We start from the raw sequence: 16,297 nt of genomic DNA, 5'->3' as shown, positions 1-16,297 counted from the left end.
GTTCCATACCTTGCCGCGCAGCGTCCCGCTGCGGCTGGTGGGCTGTCTGCTCGCGGCTCTGGCCCTTTCCGGGCTCGCGCCGGCCGCCGCCGCCTCGCACTGGGAGGCTTTCGCCACCCGGGTGTTCGAGCCGATCGCGGCCGCCCGCCGCCTGCCCTACGAGACCGCCACCGCCCTGACGCAGGACCGCCAGGGGGCGATCTGGATCGGCACGCTGGGGGGTCTCGCCCGGCATGACGGCTACCGCGTGCAGCCCTATGTGGCGCGCCCGGGCGAGAGCGACAGATTGCCGGACAACCATGTGCGGGCGCTGCTCGCCCTGCCGGATGGCGGGCTGCTCGTCGGCACCCATGCCGGCGGACTGGCGCGCTTCGACCCCAACACGGACGCCTTCATCGCCATCGAGCCGCCGGACAGGGCACCGGGCTGGAGCCGCATCCTCGCCCTCGCCCCTGCGCGCGACGGCGGCGCCTGGGTGGCCAGCGAGGCCGGGCTGGCCCATTGGCCGGCCGGCGCCGAACGCATAGAGCCCGTACCCGGCTGGCCGCAGCTCAGCGCCCTCTCGGTGCTGGAGGAGGCGGACGGGACACTCTGGGTGGGCAGCGGCGCCGGGCTGCGCCGCCGCCTGCCGGACAAGGCCATCTTCCGCCCGCTGGAGGCCGAGACCGCCCTGGCGCGCGAGATGGCGGAGGACGCGGTGTGGTCGCTGCTGCAGGACGCGGCGGGGCGGCTGTGGTTCGGCACGGGCCGCAGCGGCCTGGGCCGGGTCGAGGACGGCGTGGTGCATTCCCGCCCCGGCTTGTCCGGCCGCCAGGGCCAGGCGGGCGGCCGCACCATCACCGCCCTGCTGGAGCCCAGCCCCGGCCTCCTCTGGGCCGCCACCGACGGCATCGGCATCATCGCGGTGGATGGCGAGCACGCCCCCACCCTGATCCAGCACGACCCCGCCCTGCCCGTCTCGCCCTCCGGCGACGCGGTGCGGGCGATGCTGCGGGACCGCTCGGGCAATGTCTGGATCGCCACCGAGCGCGGCGTGAACCGGCACGACACCCAGGCGCGGGCCGTGCTCTCCGTGCTGCCCTCGCCCCTGTCGCCGCTCACCCTCTCGGACCAGAACGTCCACAGCGTGGCGGTGGACCGGCAGGGCCGCGCCTGGCTGGGCCTCGGCCAGGGCCGCATCGACGTGCTGGACCCCGCCACGGGCGCGCTGCACCGGCTGCAGCTGGAAGACCCGCAGACGGCGCGCGAGGTGCAGGCGCTGCTGCCGCTGCCGGATGGCAGCGTGCTGGCGGGCGCCCGCGGCGTGGCGCGCATCGACGGCCGCAGCCTGGAGGTCACGCCCTCCGCCATTCCCGCCCTGGAGGGCGAGGTGGTGAACGCGCTGGCACGGGATGGCGACGGGCTGCTGGTGGGCACCCAGGAGGGGATGCTCCGGCTGGACGCGGCGGGGCGGGTGCTGCGCCGCTGGCAGCGCGGCATCACGCCGGACAGCGGCCTGGCCGATACGCCGGTGCACGGCATCGACCAGATCGGCGCCGCCGGCACCTGGGTTGGCACGGCGGGGGGGCTCAGCCTCTTTCCGCCTTCCGCCTCGTTATCCGGCAGTGCCGAGCCCATCACCCTGCGGCACGACCCCGGCCGGCCCGACAGCCTGCCGCACGACAACATCGGCTCCGTGCTGGCCGATGCGCGGGGGCGGATCTGGGTCGGCACCTTCGGCGGCGGGGTGGGGGTGGTCGGCAGCTGGCCGCCGCCGCCGGGCGAGGCGCCGCGCTTCCGCACCCTGACCACCCGCCAGGGGCTGAGCGACAACAGCGTGGCCGCCCTGCTGCCGGATGCGAAGGGCCGGATCTGGGCCTCCACCGCCCGGGGCCTGACGATGATCCCGGCCGATGGCGGGCCGGCCCGCGTGCTGACCATGCGCGACGGGGTGCGGGTGCGCACCTACCTGCCACGCTCCGCCGCCCGGGCGCCGGGGGGCGAGCTGCTGTTCGGCGGGCTGGGCGGCCTTTCCATCGTGCTGCCCGGGCGGGCCGAGCAGCCCCGCCCGCCGCCGCGCATCGGCTTCACCGGCATGGCGCTGGATGGCCACGCGATGCCGCCAGGCCTCGCCCCCACCGCCGGCACGCGGCTCGACCTGCCCACAGGCGTGCGGCGGCTGCGGGTGGACTTCGCCCTGCTCGACTTCCACGCCCCCGCCGGCACGCGCTACGCCTACCGCCTCGCTGACCTCGACCAGGAATGGACCGAGGCCAACCCGGAGGACCCCGCCGCCCATTTCGAGCGTCTGCCTCCCGGCCTGCACCGCCTGCAGGTGCGCGCCTGGACCGGACCCGTGGGCGCCGGCCCCGCGGCCGAGACCTCGCTGGTCCTGGCTGTGCCGCCGCGCTGGTTTGAGAGCACCTGGTTCGGCCTGTTGGCGCTGATGGTCTGCGGGCTGGCGGTGATGGGGCTGGTGCAGGGCCGCACCGCCTATCTGCGCCACCGCCAGCGTGAGCTGACCCGGCTGGTGGATGAGCGCACCCGCGAGCTGCGCGCCGCCAACCGCCGCCTGGACCGGCTGGCCGGCACCGACCCGCTGACCGGCCTGCTCAACCGCCGCCGCTTCGCCGAGCGGGCGGCGCAGATCCTGGCGGAGGCGGAGCATGGCGGCCCCGGCTTCGCCCTCGTGCTGTTCGATCTCGACCGCTTCAAGCAGCTCAACGACACCCATGGCCACAATGCGGGGGATGCGGCGCTGGTCGGCTTCTGCCGGCTGGCCGCCCGCCTCTGCCGGCCGCAGGACCTGCTGGGCCGGCATGGCGGCGAGGAGATCATGCTGCTGGTGCCGGGCTGCGATGCGTCGGGGGGCCGCGCCATCGCCGAGCGGATCCGCGCCGCCCAGGCGGAGAACCCGGTGTCCTGGGAGGGCGGCCGCCTGGTGGTGACGGTGAGCGGCGGCGTCGCCGCCTGGCAGCGCGGCGAGTCGCTCGAGGCGCTGATCCACCGGGCCGACGCGGCCCTCTATGCCGCCAAGCATGGCGGGCGCGACCAGGTGCGGGCCGCCTGACGCGGCAGGGCACCCTTCCATGGCGGCGCGCTTCCGTGGCATGGGGGCGCCGCAACGCCCGGCCGGAACCCCCCGCATGATCCTGATCGCGCTCGGCGCCAACCTCCCCGGCACGGATGGCCGCGCCCCGCGCGCCACCTGCGAGGCCGCCGCGGCGGCGCTGGACGGCATTCCCGGCCTGCGGCTGGAGGCCGTCTCGCGCTGGTGGGAGACGGCGCCGGAGCCACCCCTGCCCGGCGCGCCCTGGTATGTGAACGGCGTGGCGCGCTGCGCCGGCGGCCTCGGTCCCGCGGTGCTGCTGGCGGCGCTGCAGGCGCTGGAGCAGGCGGCCGGCCGCCAGCGCCCCTACCCCAACGCCCCGCGCACCCTGGACCTCGACATCATCGCCATGGGGGCCATGGGGGAGACGGTGCGCGACGCGCCGGACCCGGTGCTGCCGCACCCGCGCGCGCATCTGCGCCGCTTCGTGCTGGAGCCGCTGGCCGAGGTGGCGCCGGGCTGGGTGCACCCGCGCCTCGGCCGCAGCGTGGAAGCGCTGCTGGCGGAACTGCCGGCGGCGCCGATGCGGCCTCTCTGACGCGGCCGCCGCGCCGGCCGCGCGGCGCACAAAGGCGCCAGAAGCTTGCTATTCGCGGATGCGGTGGCTATCTCAGGCGTTCAGCACAGATTTTGAGTTGGAGGCCGCCCATGGCCCGCGTCACGGTCGAAGACTGCATCCTGAAGATCCCGAACCGCTTCGAGCTGGTCCTGATCGCCGCGCAGCGCGCCCGCAACATCAGCCGGGGCGAGGAGCTGACGGTCGACCGGGACAACGACAAGAACCCCGTCGTTGCCCTGCGCGAGATCGCCGACGAGACGGTGGAGCTGGACGCGCTGCACGAGGACCTCGTGAAGTCCCTGCTGCGCGCGCCGGAGCCGGAGCCGGTGGAGGAGGAGGTGATCGACCTCATCGCCACCGACGAGAACATCTTCGGCGTGATGGATGTGAGCGAGGACAACTCGCCCGAGGGCGCCGGCCTCGAGGATCTCTCGCCCGACGACATCGAGGCGGCGATTGCCGCCCAGCTCGGCGGCGGCGGCGGCCGCCGCTGAGCCGGGGGCGCGCTTGAAACCCGGCGCCGGGCCGAGCTTCAACCCGGCGCCGCGTGCGCCCGAGGGGCTGCCATCCGGCCCCGCCATCGCCGTGCCGGCGCCGCCGCCGCCGGTGGAGACGCCGGGCACCGAGCTGGCCCGGCGGGTCGCCGCCTATGATCCGCGCGCCGATGTGGCGCTGCTGGAATCCGCCTACAACATCGCCGCCACCGCGCACGCCTCCCAGGCGCGGGAGAATGGCGACCCCTACATCACCCATCCGCTGGCCGTGGCCGGCATCCTGGCCGGCTACCGGCTGGATACCGCCACCATCGCCACCGCCCTGCTGCACGACGTGGTGGAGGACACCAGCTTCGGCCTGCCGGAGCTGGAGAAGCGCTTCGGCGCCGACATCGCCCGGCTGATCGACGGCGTCACCAAGCTGACGCGGCTGGAGCTGCAATCGGAGCGGACCAAGCAGGCGGAGAACTTCCGCAAGCTCGTCCTCGCCATGAGCGAGGACATCCGCGTGCTGCTGGTGAAGCTGGCGGACCGGCTGCACAACATGCGCACGCTGCACTTCAAGCCGAAGCCGGAGAGCCGCGCCCGCATCGCCCGCGAGACGATGGAGATCTACGCGCCGCTGGCCGAGCGCATCGGCATGGACGCGGTGAAGACCGAGCTGCAATCCCTCTCCTTCCGGGAATTGCAGCCGGATGCCTACCAGACCATCACCGCCCGCCTCGCCTTCCTGCGCGGCCAGGGCGCCGACCTGATCGACGACGTCGCCACCGACCTCAAGGCCAGGCTGCGGGAGGCGGAGGTGCCGGTGGTCGAGGTGACGGGGCGCGAGAAATCGCCCTACTCGATCTGGATGAAGATGCACGAGAAGAAGGTGGAGTTCGAGCAGCTCTCGGACATCATGGCCTTCCGCGTCGTCACCACGGACAAGGCGAACTGCTACGCGGCGCTGGGCGCCATCCACTCCGCCTACCGCGTGGTGCCCGGGCGGTTCAAGGACTACATCTCGACGCCCAAGCCCAATGGCTACCAGTCGCTGCACACCGGCGTCACGGTGCCGGAGCGTCGCAACGCCAAGATCGAGGTGCAGATCCGCACGCCGGACATGCACGAGATCGCCGAGTACGGCGTGGCCGCGCACTGGATGTACAAGCAGGGCGGCAGCCCCACGGCCGAGGCGCCGAAGCAGCGCCGCTACCCCTGGGTGCGCGAGCTGCTGGAGATCCTCGAATCCGCCGCCGAGCCGGGGGAGTTCCTGGAGCATACCAAGCTCGCCCTGCACCAGGACCAGGTCTTCTGCTTCACGCCGAAGGGCGACCTGATCGCCCTGCCGCGCGGCGCCACGCCGATCGACTTCGCCTACCAGGTGCACAGCCAGGTGGGCGATGCCTGCGTCGGCGCCAAGATCAACGGCCGCATCGTGCCGCTCCGCCACCAGCTGGAGAATGGCGACCAGGTCGAGATCATCACCGCGCGCGGCGGCACGCCGAACCCGGCCTGGGAGCGCTTCGTCGTCACCGGCAAGGCCAAGGCGCGCATCAAGCGCTTCGTCATGGCGCGGCAGCGAACGGAGTTCCAGGAGCAGGGGCGCAGCGCCATCGCCAAGGCCTTCCGGCAGGAGGGGCTGGAATTCTCCGAGAAGCTGCTGGAACCCGCCCTCAAGGCCTTCAAGCAGCCGGGCTTCGAGGAGCTGTGCGTCGCCGTCGGCAACGGCAACCTCTCGGCGCGGGAGGTGCTGCACGCCGCCATCCCCGAGCTGCGCGGCCCGCCGCGGCCGATGGACCACCTGCCGCTGGCCCGCGCCCGCGGCAAGCCCGGCGCCACCGTCATGCGCCCCGAGCGGCGGCGGGAGGCCAGCTCCGGCATCACCGGCCTGGTCGCGGGCATGGCGGTGCAGTTCGCCGGCTGCTGCCACCCCGTGCCGGGGGACCGCATCGTCGGCATCGTCTCCACCGGCAAGGGGGTGACGGTGCACAAGCATGACTGCCACAACCTTGAGGCCTTCTCCGCCACGCCCGAGCGCTTCCTCGACATCGACTGGGACTACGAGGCCGGCTCGGGCGGCGCGCATCTCGGCCGGCTGGACGTGGTGACGGCCAACGAGGACTCGGCCATCGCCGCCATGACGGTCGTCATCGCCAAGCAGAACGGCAAGCTGCACAACCTCCGCTTCGCCCACCGCGCGCCGGACTATGCCGAGGTGGTGGTGGACCTGGAGGTGAGCGACCTGCGCCACCTTTCCAACGTGGTGGCGGCGCTGCGCGCCTGCCCCGGCATCATCCAGGTGGAGCGCAGCAAGGGCTGAGACCCCTTGCCGGCCTCCCCCGGCGGGGGGAGAACCCGCGCCTTATCCGCGGGAGAGCCGGCCATGGCCGAGAGCAGCGACGAGTATGTCTATGACGAGGCCACCGGCGAGTGGCGCCCGGCCGCCGAGCTGGCCGCCGCCGCCGAGGCGGCCCGGCCGCAGCCGCGCGACGCGGCGGGCAACCTGCTGGCCGATGGCGATTCCGTCACCCTCATCAAGGACCTGAAGGTGAAGGGTGCCAACCAGACGCTGAAGCAGGGCACCGTCATCCGCTCGATCCGCCTGACCGACGACCCGGACGAGATCGACTGCAAGCATGAGAGCATCAAGGGGCTGGTGCTGCGCACGGAGTTCGTGCGCAAGCGCTGAGCTGTCCCGGAGGTGATTTTGCCTAGCGGGATTCTGCTCTAAAGCCTTGGCATGATCATCGGCCTCGGCAACGACATCGTCGACATCCGCCGCATCGAGCGCTCCATCGAGCGCTACGGCGACCGCTTCCTCGACCGGGTCTTCACCCCGCTGGAGCGCAAGAAGGCGGAATCGCGCACGCCCAAGCTGCGCGCCGCCACCTATGCCAAGCGCTTCGCCGCCAAGGAGGCGGCCTCCAAGGCGCTCGGCACCGGCTTCCGGGCGGGCGTGTTCTGGCGCGACCTTGGGGTGGTGAACCTCTCCACCGGCCAGCCCTCGCTGCGCCTCACCGGCGGCGCGGCGCAGCGGCTGGACGCCATCACGCCGCAGGGCTACGGCGCCCAGGTCAGCCTGACCATGACCGACGAGTATCCCTACGCCCAGGCCATCGTCATCATCGCGGCGGTGCGGCTGGTGCCCTGAGGCGGCGCCTATCCTTCCTGCCGGAAGGCATCGGCAATGCGCCGCATCCGCCCGGCCCCGTCCACCAGCACCACGTCGAACCGCACGCCGGCCGCGCCATGGCCGGGGTTCGCCGCCATCCAGGCCTCCGCCGCCGCCAGCAGGCGGGCGCGCTGGCGGGGGCCGAGCGCCAGGGCGGCGCCCGCCAGCTCCGCCCGCGCCTTCACCTCGATGAAGGCCAGCAGCCCCTCCCGCTCGGCGACGAGGTCGATCTCTCCGGCGGGGCCGCCGCGCGCGCCCCGGAGGCGGCGCGCCAGCACCGCCCAGCCCGCCGCCTCAAGCCGGGCGGCCACGGCTTCCTCCGCCTGCTGGCCGCGCATCGTGGCGGCGGCGCGTGTCTCGGGCGTGCGGCGCATCGCGCCACTCTTCACGCAGGCGTGAAACGGCGCAAGCCGGGCTGTGGCCGCGCGCCTTCCGCCCCACATCGGGAAGCATGCAGAGACGCCCCGGCCGGCTGCGCCGCTTCTTCCGTCGCGGCCTGATCGCCGCCGCCCTGATCCTGATCCTGGCCGGCCTCGGCGCGGCCGGGCTGCTCTGGGCCAGCCTGCCCCCGCGCGCGGGGCGCATCGGCCTGCCCGGCCTCTCCGCCCCGGTGGAGGTGGTGGAGGATTCGCACGGCATCCCCCGCATCACCGCCCGCACCGAGGCGGACGCGGCGCGCGCGCTGGGCTGGCTGCATGCGCGGGACCGGCTGTTCCAGATGGAGCTGATGCGCCGCAACGCCAGCGGCCGCCTGGCCGAGATCGCCGGCCCGGCGGCGCTGCGGCTGGACCGCTTCCACCGCACCCTCGGGCTCCGCCAGCGCGCCGAGGCCGATTACGACGCCCTGCCGCCCGACACGCGCGCCGTGCTGGAGGCCTATGCCGAGGGGGTGAACGCCTGGATCGGCGCGCGCGGCCGCCTCGCCGCGCCGGAATTCCTGGCGCTCGGCGTGCCGGAGCCGTGGCAGCCGGCGCATTCGCTGCTCTGGGCCAAGACCATGGGGCTGTGGCTTTCCAACAACTGGCGCACGGAGCTGGACCGCGCCCGCCTCGCCGCCCTGCTGCCGCCCGCGCGGCTGGCCGAGTTGTGGCCGGCCGATGACAGCCCCGGCCGCCCCGATGGCGCGGCGGAGCGGCAGGCGGCGCTGGAGCCGGGATTGCTGGAGCCGGGGCGGATGGCGCGCCTCGCCGCCGCCCTGCCGCGCTTCCCCGAGGATGCGCCGCTGCCCAATGTCGCCTCCAACGCCTGGGCGCTGGCGCCCGCCCGCTCGGCCAGTGGCGGCGCGCTGCTGGCGTCCGACCCGCATCTCGGCTTCCAGGCGCCGATCCTGTGGTATCTGGCGCGGATCGAGCTGCCGGGCGGCCGCTTCCTGGCGGGCGCCACCGCGCCGGGGGTGCCCTTCATGGTGATCGGCCGCAACGAGAGCCTGGCCTGGGGCTTCACCACCACCCATTCCGACACGCAGGACCTGTTCATCGAGCGCCTCTCCGGCGCCGAGGGCTACGAGACGCCGGACGGCCCCCGCCCCTTCGCCGTGCGGGAGGAGCGCATCGCCATCCGCGGCCAGGAGGAGCAGGTGCTGCGGGTGCGCGAGACGCGGCACGGCCCGGTGATCTCCGACCTGGAGGGCAGCCCGGCGGACGGCACGGTGCTCGCGGTGCAAATGGCCAATCTGGAGCCGGGCGACAGCGCCGCCGCCGGGCTGCTGGCGCTGAACCGCGCGGGCGACCTCGCCACGGCGCGGGCGGCGGCCGCCCGCATCACCGCGCCGCCGCAGAACCTGATGGTGGCGGAGGCGGCGGGCGGCATCGCCATGTACCTCACCGGCCGCACGCCGCTGCGCCGCGCGGGCGATGGCAGCCTGCCCGCGCCCGGCTGGGATGGCAGCCATGACTGGGCCGGCTTCCTGCCCTTCGACGCGCTGCCCCATGCCGAGCGCCCCGCCGGCGGCGCACTGGTGAACGCCAACAACCGCGTGCAGCCGGAGGGCGCGGAGCCCTATCTCGGCCGCGACTGGCATGGCGACTGGCGCTTCCGCCGCATCCACGGCCTGCTGGCGCAGCGCGGGCGCCACACGCCGCAGGACCAGGCGGCGATCCAGCAGGATGCCACCAGCCTGTTCGCGCGGGAGGTGCTGCCGGTGCTGCTGGCCCTGCCCCGCCCCGGCGGCCCGGCCGGCGTGGCGCGCGACCTGCTGCTGGGCTGGGAGGGCGAGATGGCGGTGGACCGGCCGCAGCCGCTCATCTTCAACGCCTGGTGGAAGCTGGCCACCCGCATGGCGCTGGCGCATGGCGGCGTGCCGGAGGGCGGCTGGCCGCCCACGGCGGAGTTCCTGCGCTTCGTGCTGCACCCGGACGGGCGCGGCGCGCACTGGTGCCGCCCCGCCGCCGAAGCTGGCGCGCCCCGCCCGGCCCCGGAATTCGCCCCCGGCGGCGCCTGTGCCGCGCTCGCCGCCGCCGCGCTGACCGAGGCGGTGGAGGCGCTGGTGGCGCGCTTCGGCCCGGACCCCGCGGCCTGGCGCTGGGGGGATGCGCATGAAGTGCGGTTCGAGCACCCGCTGCTGCGCTTCCTCCCCGGCCTCGGCGGCTGGACGGCCATCGCCCTGCCCACGCCGGGCGATGGCGAGACGGTCAACCGCGGCGGCATGGATGGCGGCTTCCGCCACGTGCACGGCCCCGGCCTGCGCGCCGTGTTCGACCTCGCCACGCCCGACGGCGCCTGGGCGGTGATCGCCACCGGGCAGTCGGGCCACCCGCTCTCCCGCCACTGGGGAGACCAGGCGCCGCTCTGGGCGGGACAGGGCGCGGAAGGGGCGCGGCTGCTGCGCCTCGGCGCCGTGCCGGAGCAGGCGGGCGGCCAGTTCACCCTGGTGCCCGGCGGGGCCACGGGCGAATGAGGCGGCGGAAGGTGCGCATCCACCGTTGCATCGTGGCGCGCGGGCAGGGAAAGTAGGGGAACAGATGCTGCACCGCTCCACCCGCCGCCCGCAATTCTTCTACACCACCGCGCCGCTGCCCTGCCCTTACCTGGCCGGCCGGCTGGAACGGAAGATCGTGACCGAGCTGACCGGCCCCGATGCCGAGCCGCTGCACGACCGGCTTTCGCGCGCCGGCTTCCGCCGCAGCCACAACATCGCCTATTCGCCGGTCTGCCCGGGCTGCCAGGCCTGTATTCCCATCCGCATCGACGCCGCCGGCTTCCGGCCGGACCGCACGCAGCGCCGCGTCGCCCGCGCCAATGAGGGGGTGCAGGGCAGCCCCGCCCCGGCGCGCGCCACGGCCGAGCAGTTCTCGCTGTTCCAGCGCTACCAGCGCAGCCGCCACCAGGATGGCGACATGGCGGCGATGGGCTTCTACGACTACCGCGCCATGGTGGAGGACACGCCGATCACCACCGGGCTGGTGGAGTTCCGCGACGCCGATGGCCGGCTGCTCGGCGGCTGCCTGACCGACTGGCTGAGCGACGGGCTGTCGGCCGTCTACTCCTTCTACGAGCCGGAGCTGGAGAAGCGTTCGCTCGGCACCTTCATCATCCTGTGGCTGGTGCGGCGGGCGGTGGAGCTGGGGCTGCCCTACGTCTATCTCGGCTACTGGGTGCCGCAGAGCCGCAAGATGACCTACAAGGCGCGCTTCCACCCCAGCGAGATCCTGGCCGGCGGCACCTGGCGCCCGCTGCCGCGCGGCGGCATGCCGGAGGCGGGCACCGCCACCCTGGCCACCGCCGCCACGCCCTGAGCCACACTCCCCCGGGCCACGCTCCCCTGGGCCACGTCCCGAGCCGCGCTGGGAGGGGTGGTGGCGCGCCCTCCCCACCTCGCCTATAAGCGCGGGGGCCCCTCAGGGCCCGGCGTTCTGCTCATGGCCCTGTTCACGGAAAGACAAAGCTTGGATTCCTTCGCGCCATGACCGGGACCCGCCATCATCTCATCCTTGGCGGCTGCGGCTTCATCGGCCGCCATGTGGCGCTGCTCCTGGCCGAGGCCGGGGAGACGGTCATGCTCTGCGACAGGGCGCCGCTCTCCGTCACCTACCCCGAGGCGGTCCGCCACCGCATCGGCCACTGCACCGCCGACCTGGCCACCGCCGACTGGGACGCCATGCTCGAAGGCGTGGCGGTGGTGCACCATTATGTCTGGGCCTCGCTGCCGGCCAGCGCCAATGCCGACCCTGCCCGCGACCTCGCCCTGAACACCACCCCCACCCTCGCCCTGCTCGAGGCCATGCGCCGGCGGGGCAAGGCGGCGCCGCGGCTGGTCTTCTCCTCCTCCGGTGGCACGGTCTATGGCCGGCTGCGCCAGGTTCCGGTGCCGGAGGAGCACACCCTCGCGCCGATCACCGCCTATGGCGCCGGCAAGGCGGCGGTGGAGCTGTATCTCGGCCTCTACCGCGCCCTTTACGGGCTGGATTGCCGGGTGGCGCGGCTCGCCAATCCCTTCGGCGCCGGGCAGGACCTCGCGCGCGGCCAGGGCGCCGCCACCACCTTCCTGCACCATGCCCTCACCGGCCAGCCCATCACCATCTGGGGCGATGGCGAGGTGGTGCGCGACTTCATCCACATCGCCGACGCGGCGGCCGGCATGGCGGCGCTGGCCACCTGCCCCGAGGTCGGGGAGAACTGGGTCGTCAACATCGGCAGCGGCCAGGGCACCAGCCTCAACACCATCATCGCGGAGCTGGAGGCGCGCCTCGGCCGCCGCCTGGCCGTGCGGCGCGAGCCCGGCAGGGCCTTCGACGTGCCGGTCAGCGTGCTGGACATCCGCCGGGCGCGCGACGTGCTGGGCTGGGCGCCCCGCCTGTCCTTCGCCGAGGGCATGAGCCGGACCCTGAGCGACCTGGCCGGCGCGGCCACGCTCTCGACCATGGGCTGAGATAGGCGACGCGGCCCGCCCGGCCGCGTCATGCGGGCAGCAGAACAGCGGAAGGGAGACCAAGCGCGTGGGTGAGATCTTCGAACGGGTGATGCCCGCGGCGCCTCTGGAGTGGACGGGCGAGCGTCTGACCACCGCCACCTCCGGGCAGGTCGAGATCGAGCACCTGCACCGCTACTTCCTGGCGCGCAGCCTGTGCCGCGGCCTGGACGTGCTGGATGTGGCCGCGGGCGAAGGCTATGGCTCCGCCCTGCTGGCGCAGGCGGCGCGCTCCGTGCTGGGCGTGGAGCTTTCGGCCCAGGCGGTGGAGCACGCGGCGCGGGCCTACCCCGCCGCGAACCTGCGCTACCAGCAGGGCGACGCGCGCCGCCTGCCGGCGGCCGATGCCAGCGTCGATGCCGTGGTCTCCTTCGAGACGCTCGAGCATTTCTACGAGCACGACCAGTTCATGGCGGAGGTGCGCCGGGTGCTGCGCCCCGGCGGGCGCCTCATCATCTCCTCCCCCGAGCGGGACGTGTATTCGCCGCCCGGCAGCGCGGCCAACCCCTACCATGTGAACGAGCTGTCCCGCCCGGAATTCGAGGCGCTGCTGCGCCGCTTCTTCCCGCGGGTGCATCTCCTCGCGCAGCGGCCGATGATGGGCTCCGCCCTGGTGGCGGATGACGGCACCGGCCCGGCCCGCACCCTGACCTTCGAGAAGCGCGGCCCGGCGCATTACGAGGCCAGCGGCGCCCTGCCCCGCCCCCCCTACCTCATCGCCGTCGCCTCCGATTCGGCGGTGGATGACGTGCCGAACTCGCTCTTCATCGAGACCAGCGAGATCCAGGGCCTGGTGCAGGCGAGCACGCTCCCCCCCGTGGGCGAGATCCCGGAGGCGACGCGGCGGGAGCTCGCGGCCTATGCCACGCAGGCCGCCATCTACGAGGAGAATGCCCGGAACAACGTCGCCACCATCGCCCGCCTGCAGGACGAGCTGAGCGCGGCGCGGGAGGAGATCGGCCTGCTCCACGGCCAAGCGGAAGGGCTGCAAGGGGAGATGGAGCGGCTGCGGCGCCAGCACGCGGCGCTGCGGCAGGCCTTCCGGCGGCGCCCGCCGCGCGGCGCGGTGCCGGCCGGCAACACCGGCGCCACGGAAGCCGAGATGGCCGAGCTGGAGCGCCTGCGGCTGGAGGCGGCCGAGCGGGCACGGCAGGATGCGCAGGAGGCCGAGATGCGCGCGCAGCGGATCGCCCGGCTGCACCGCCTGGGGGTGCTGCATCTGGCCCGCCTGGTGCCACGGCCGCTGCGGCACAGGCTGCGCGACCGCCTCGTCGGGCAGGGCCGCCCGTGAGCGCGGCGCTGGACCCCGCCGCCTCGCCGTCCAGCGCCGAGGATGCCGCGCTGCTGCGCGAATCCGGCGTGCTGGACGAGCTGTTCTACCGCGCCGAGGCCGACCTGCCGGAGATGGCGGACGCCGCCGGCCACTACCTGAGCACCGGCTGGCGACTGGGGCTGGAACCCGGCCCCGGCTTCTCCAGCGATTTCCTGCGGCCCTACTACAGCGCGTCCGGCCACGATGGCCCGCCCGGCCTGGTCTGGGCCGAGCTGTCGCTGATGACGCCGAGCCCCCTGCCGCGCAACCCGGCCGAGGCCCAGGTGCTCGCCGACCGCATCCGCGCCGGCGCGGTGTTCGACGAGGCGGCCTATGGCCGCCAGCTGCCCGCGGGCCTGGACCCAGTGACGCATTACGTGCTGATCGGGGAGCTGCTGGGCTGGCAGCCGGGCGACAGCTTCGACCCCGTCTTCTACCTGGAAAGCAACCCGGACCTCGCGGCCGCGGGCGTGCATCCGCTGCTGCACTACATCGAGCACGGCCAGCGCGAAGGCCGCCCCGCCCGCCCGGTGGTGAACCGCCTCAGCTTCCCGCCCCTGCCGGAAGACGGGCGGCCGGTGATGCTGTTCATCTCGCATGACGGCTCGCGCACCGGCGCGCCGGTGCTGGGCTGGAACCTGATCCGCCGCCTCTCCCGGGACTACCGCATCGTCTGCCTGATGATGCATGGCGGCGAGCTGGAGGCCGATTTCGCCCGCATGGCCAGCGTCGTCATCGGCCCGCTGGTCTGGGAGGAATGGAAGGCGGCCGAGATGCAGCGCATCGCCGAGCGGCTGGTGGCGCTGTACCAGCCGCTCTACGCGGTGGCCAACAGCATCGAGACGCACCTGATGGTGCCGCCCCTGACGCGGCTCGGCGTGCCCGTGGTGGCGCTGGTGCACGAATTCGCCACCTACACCCGGCCGCTGCGGCGGATGCGCGACATCTACGACCATGCCGAGCACGTGGTGTTCCCGGCGCAGGTCGTCGCCCGCTCCTCCTTCGAGGCCTTCCCCGAGCTGCGCGAGCGGCGCGGCGTGCACATCATGCCGCAGGGCCGCTCCGACCCCACCATGCCCGCGGGCGAGGCCGAGCCCCTGTCGGAGCGGCAGCGGGCCATCCTGCGCCCGCCCGGCATGGAGGACGCCTTCCTGGTGCTGGGGGCCGGCTTCGTGCACATCCGCAAGGGGGTGGACCTGTTCATCGCCGCCGCCGCCACCGCCCGGCGGCTGCGGCCCGACCTGAAGCTGCGCTTCGTCTGGATCGGCCATGGCTATGACCCGGAGAAGGACAACACCTACTCCTCCTACCTGGCCGAGCAGATCGCGCAGTCGGATCTGGGGGACAGCTTCGCCTTCATGGACGCCGTGAGCGACCTGGAGCCGGTCTATGCCGCCACCGACGCCTTCTTCATGTGCTCGCGGCTCGACCCGCAGCCGAATGTGGGCATCGACGCCGTCACCCGCGGCATTCCGACGGTCTGCTTCGCCGGCGCCTGCGGCACGGCCGAGATCCTGGCCTCCGACCCGGACATCGCCTGGATGGTGGTGCCGCATCTCGATGCCCATGCCGCCGCGCAGGCGCTCTGCCGGCTGGCGGAGGACCCGGCGCTGCGGGCGGCCAGCCGCGAGCAGGTCGCCCGCGTCGGCGCCCGGGCCTACGACATGGACGCCTATGTGCGGCAGATCGACGCCTGGGGCCGCGCCGCCGCCGACCCGGCCCGCCGCGCGCGGACCGACCGGCTGATCGATTCCGGCCTGGTCGATCCGGACATGGCCTTCGCCCCCGGCACCGCGCCGGAGGAGCCGGGCGCGGCCGAGCGGCTGGCCGTGCGGCAATGGGCGCTGTGGTCCGGCATCCGGGAGGCCTCGCCCACGCCGCTGCTGCGGCGGCCCTTCGCCGGCTTCCAGCCGCAGGTCTATGCCCGCGCCCACGGGCTGGATGGCCCGCAGGCCGAGGCGGAGCCGGTGACGCACTGGCTGGAGCAGGGCCGCCCCGCCGGCCCCTGGCTGCGCGAGGTGTTCTCGCCCGCCAGCCCGCCGCCCGCGCCGGGGGCGGCCCCGCGCATGGCGCTGCAGGCGCATTTCCACTACACCGACATGGCACCGGAGCTGGCCAGCCGCCTCGCCGCCAACCGCAACGCCTGCGACCTGCTGCTGTCCACCGACAGCGAGGGCAAGGCCGCCACGCTGCGGCATGCCTTCCGCCACCACCATGGCGCCGTGACGGTGCGGCTGGTGCCGAACCGCGGCCGCGACATCGGCCCCTTCCTCACCGGCTTCGCGCGGGAGATCGCCGAAGGCGGCTACGACGTGGTGGGGCATGTGCACGGCAAGAAGAGCATCTCGGTCGATACGACGCTGGGGCGCGTCTGGTGCGATTTCCTGTGGGAGAATCTGGTGGGCGGCGAGCACGCCATGCTCGACCTCGCCGCCGCGGCCTTCGCCGCGCGTCCGGCGCTGGGCCTGCTGATGGCGGAGGACCCGCACATCGTCGGCTGGGACGGCAACCGGGCGGTGGCCGAGGCGCTGGCGTCGCGGATGGGCCTGCCGCAGCCGCTGGACGAGGCCTTCGACTTCCCGCTCGGCACCATGTTCTGGGCCCGCCCCGCGGCGCTGCGGCCGCTGCTGGCCCTGGATCTGGGCTGGGAGGACTATCCGGAGGAGCCGCTGCCCTATGACGGCACCATGCTGCACGCGCTGGAGCGGCTGATGCCTTTCGTGGCGCGGCATGCGGGCTTCACCGTCGGCGGGCTGCGCGCGCCGGGCACCAGCTGGTAGG

General features: G+C 74.0%; 12 protein-coding genes. 11 read left to right on the top strand and 1 reads right to left on the bottom strand.

All coding sequences use genetic code 11. The annotated features are described in order from the left end of the window. Positions 1 to 10: 10 nt before the first annotated feature. From ACFOY6_RS00295 to acpS, 6 genes are all read left to right on the top strand, one after another. On the top strand, positions 11 to 3,049 hold the full coding sequence (locus tag ACFOY6_RS00295) for a two-component regulator propeller domain-containing protein (RefSeq protein WP_379648246.1): 3,039 nt from the start codon (positions 11 to 13) through the stop codon (positions 3,047 to 3,049). Positions 3,050 to 3,125: 76 nt separating this feature from the next. After that, positions 3,126 to 3,626: a 2-amino-4-hydroxy-6-hydroxymethyldihydropteridine diphosphokinase gene (folK, locus tag ACFOY6_RS00290; RefSeq protein WP_379648244.1), complete on the top strand. Its 501-nt coding sequence runs from the start codon at positions 3,126 to 3,128 to the stop codon at positions 3,624 to 3,626. A 110-nt stretch (positions 3,627 to 3,736) separates the two neighbouring features. Continuing rightward, positions 3,737 to 4,141 (top strand): DNA-directed RNA polymerase subunit omega, encoded by a 405-nt coding sequence (gene rpoZ, locus ACFOY6_RS00285; RefSeq protein ID WP_379648242.1) that lies wholly within the window; start codon positions 3,737 to 3,739, stop codon positions 4,139 to 4,141. Positions 4,142 to 4,154: 13 nt separating this feature from the next. Further along, the gene (locus ACFOY6_RS00280; protein WP_109515477.1) at positions 4,155 to 6,446 is read left to right on the top strand and encodes a RelA/SpoT family protein; all 2,292 of its coding nucleotides are present in this window, start codon (positions 4,155 to 4,157) and stop codon (positions 6,444 to 6,446) included. A 63-nt stretch (positions 6,447 to 6,509) separates the two neighbouring features. Next, a complete protein-coding gene (locus ACFOY6_RS00275; protein ID WP_109515319.1) occupies positions 6,510 to 6,815 on the top strand; it encodes an alkylphosphonate utilization protein in 306 nt (101 codons plus the stop codon). 51 nt (positions 6,816 to 6,866) lie between these two features. Beyond that, a complete protein-coding gene (gene acpS, locus ACFOY6_RS00270; RefSeq protein ID WP_109515318.1) occupies positions 6,867 to 7,277 on the top strand; it encodes a holo-ACP synthase in 411 nt (136 codons plus the stop codon). Positions 7,278 to 7,285: 8 nt separating this feature from the next. Here the strand turns inward: acpS and ACFOY6_RS00265 are convergent, their stop codons facing one another. After that, complete coding sequence (locus ACFOY6_RS00265; RefSeq protein ID WP_379634529.1) at positions 7,286 to 7,672, bottom strand: YraN family protein; 387 nt, start codon at positions 7,670 to 7,672, stop codon at positions 7,286 to 7,288. Between the two features lie 77 nt (positions 7,673 to 7,749). Here ACFOY6_RS00265 and ACFOY6_RS00260 point away from each other — a divergent pair, with 77 nt between their 5' ends. From ACFOY6_RS00260 to ACFOY6_RS00240, 5 genes are all read left to right on the top strand, one after another. Continuing rightward, on the top strand, positions 7,750 to 10,194 hold the full coding sequence (locus tag ACFOY6_RS00260) for a penicillin acylase family protein (protein ID WP_379648239.1): 2,445 nt from the start codon (positions 7,750 to 7,752) through the stop codon (positions 10,192 to 10,194). 64 nt (positions 10,195 to 10,258) lie between these two features. Then, positions 10,259 to 11,032 (top strand): arginyltransferase, encoded by a 774-nt coding sequence (locus tag ACFOY6_RS00255; protein ID WP_109515315.1) that lies wholly within the window; start codon positions 10,259 to 10,261, stop codon positions 11,030 to 11,032. Positions 11,033 to 11,199: 167 nt separating this feature from the next. After that, positions 11,200 to 12,165 carry an NAD-dependent epimerase/dehydratase family protein gene (locus tag ACFOY6_RS00250; RefSeq protein WP_109515314.1) on the top strand — a complete coding sequence of 322 codons (966 nt, stop codon included), beginning with the start codon at positions 11,200 to 11,202 and terminating at the stop codon, positions 12,163 to 12,165. Positions 12,166 to 12,232: 67 nt separating this feature from the next. After that, a complete protein-coding gene (locus ACFOY6_RS00245) occupies positions 12,233 to 13,495 on the top strand; it encodes a methyltransferase domain-containing protein (RefSeq protein ID WP_379648236.1) in 1,263 nt (420 codons plus the stop codon). Beyond that, on the top strand, positions 13,492 to 16,296 hold the full coding sequence (locus ACFOY6_RS00240; protein ID WP_379648234.1) for a rhamnan synthesis F family protein: 2,805 nt from the start codon (positions 13,492 to 13,494) through the stop codon (positions 16,294 to 16,296). The genes ACFOY6_RS00245 and ACFOY6_RS00240 overlap by 4 nt, the downstream gene beginning before the upstream one ends. Position 16,297 lies beyond the last annotated feature (1 nt).

The organism is Teichococcus aestuarii, assembly GCF_042651065.1.
Classification (GTDB): Bacteria; Pseudomonadota; Alphaproteobacteria; order Acetobacterales; family Acetobacteraceae; genus Pseudoroseomonas; species Pseudoroseomonas aestuarii.
This window is presented reverse-complemented; position numbering and strand designations above follow the sequence as displayed.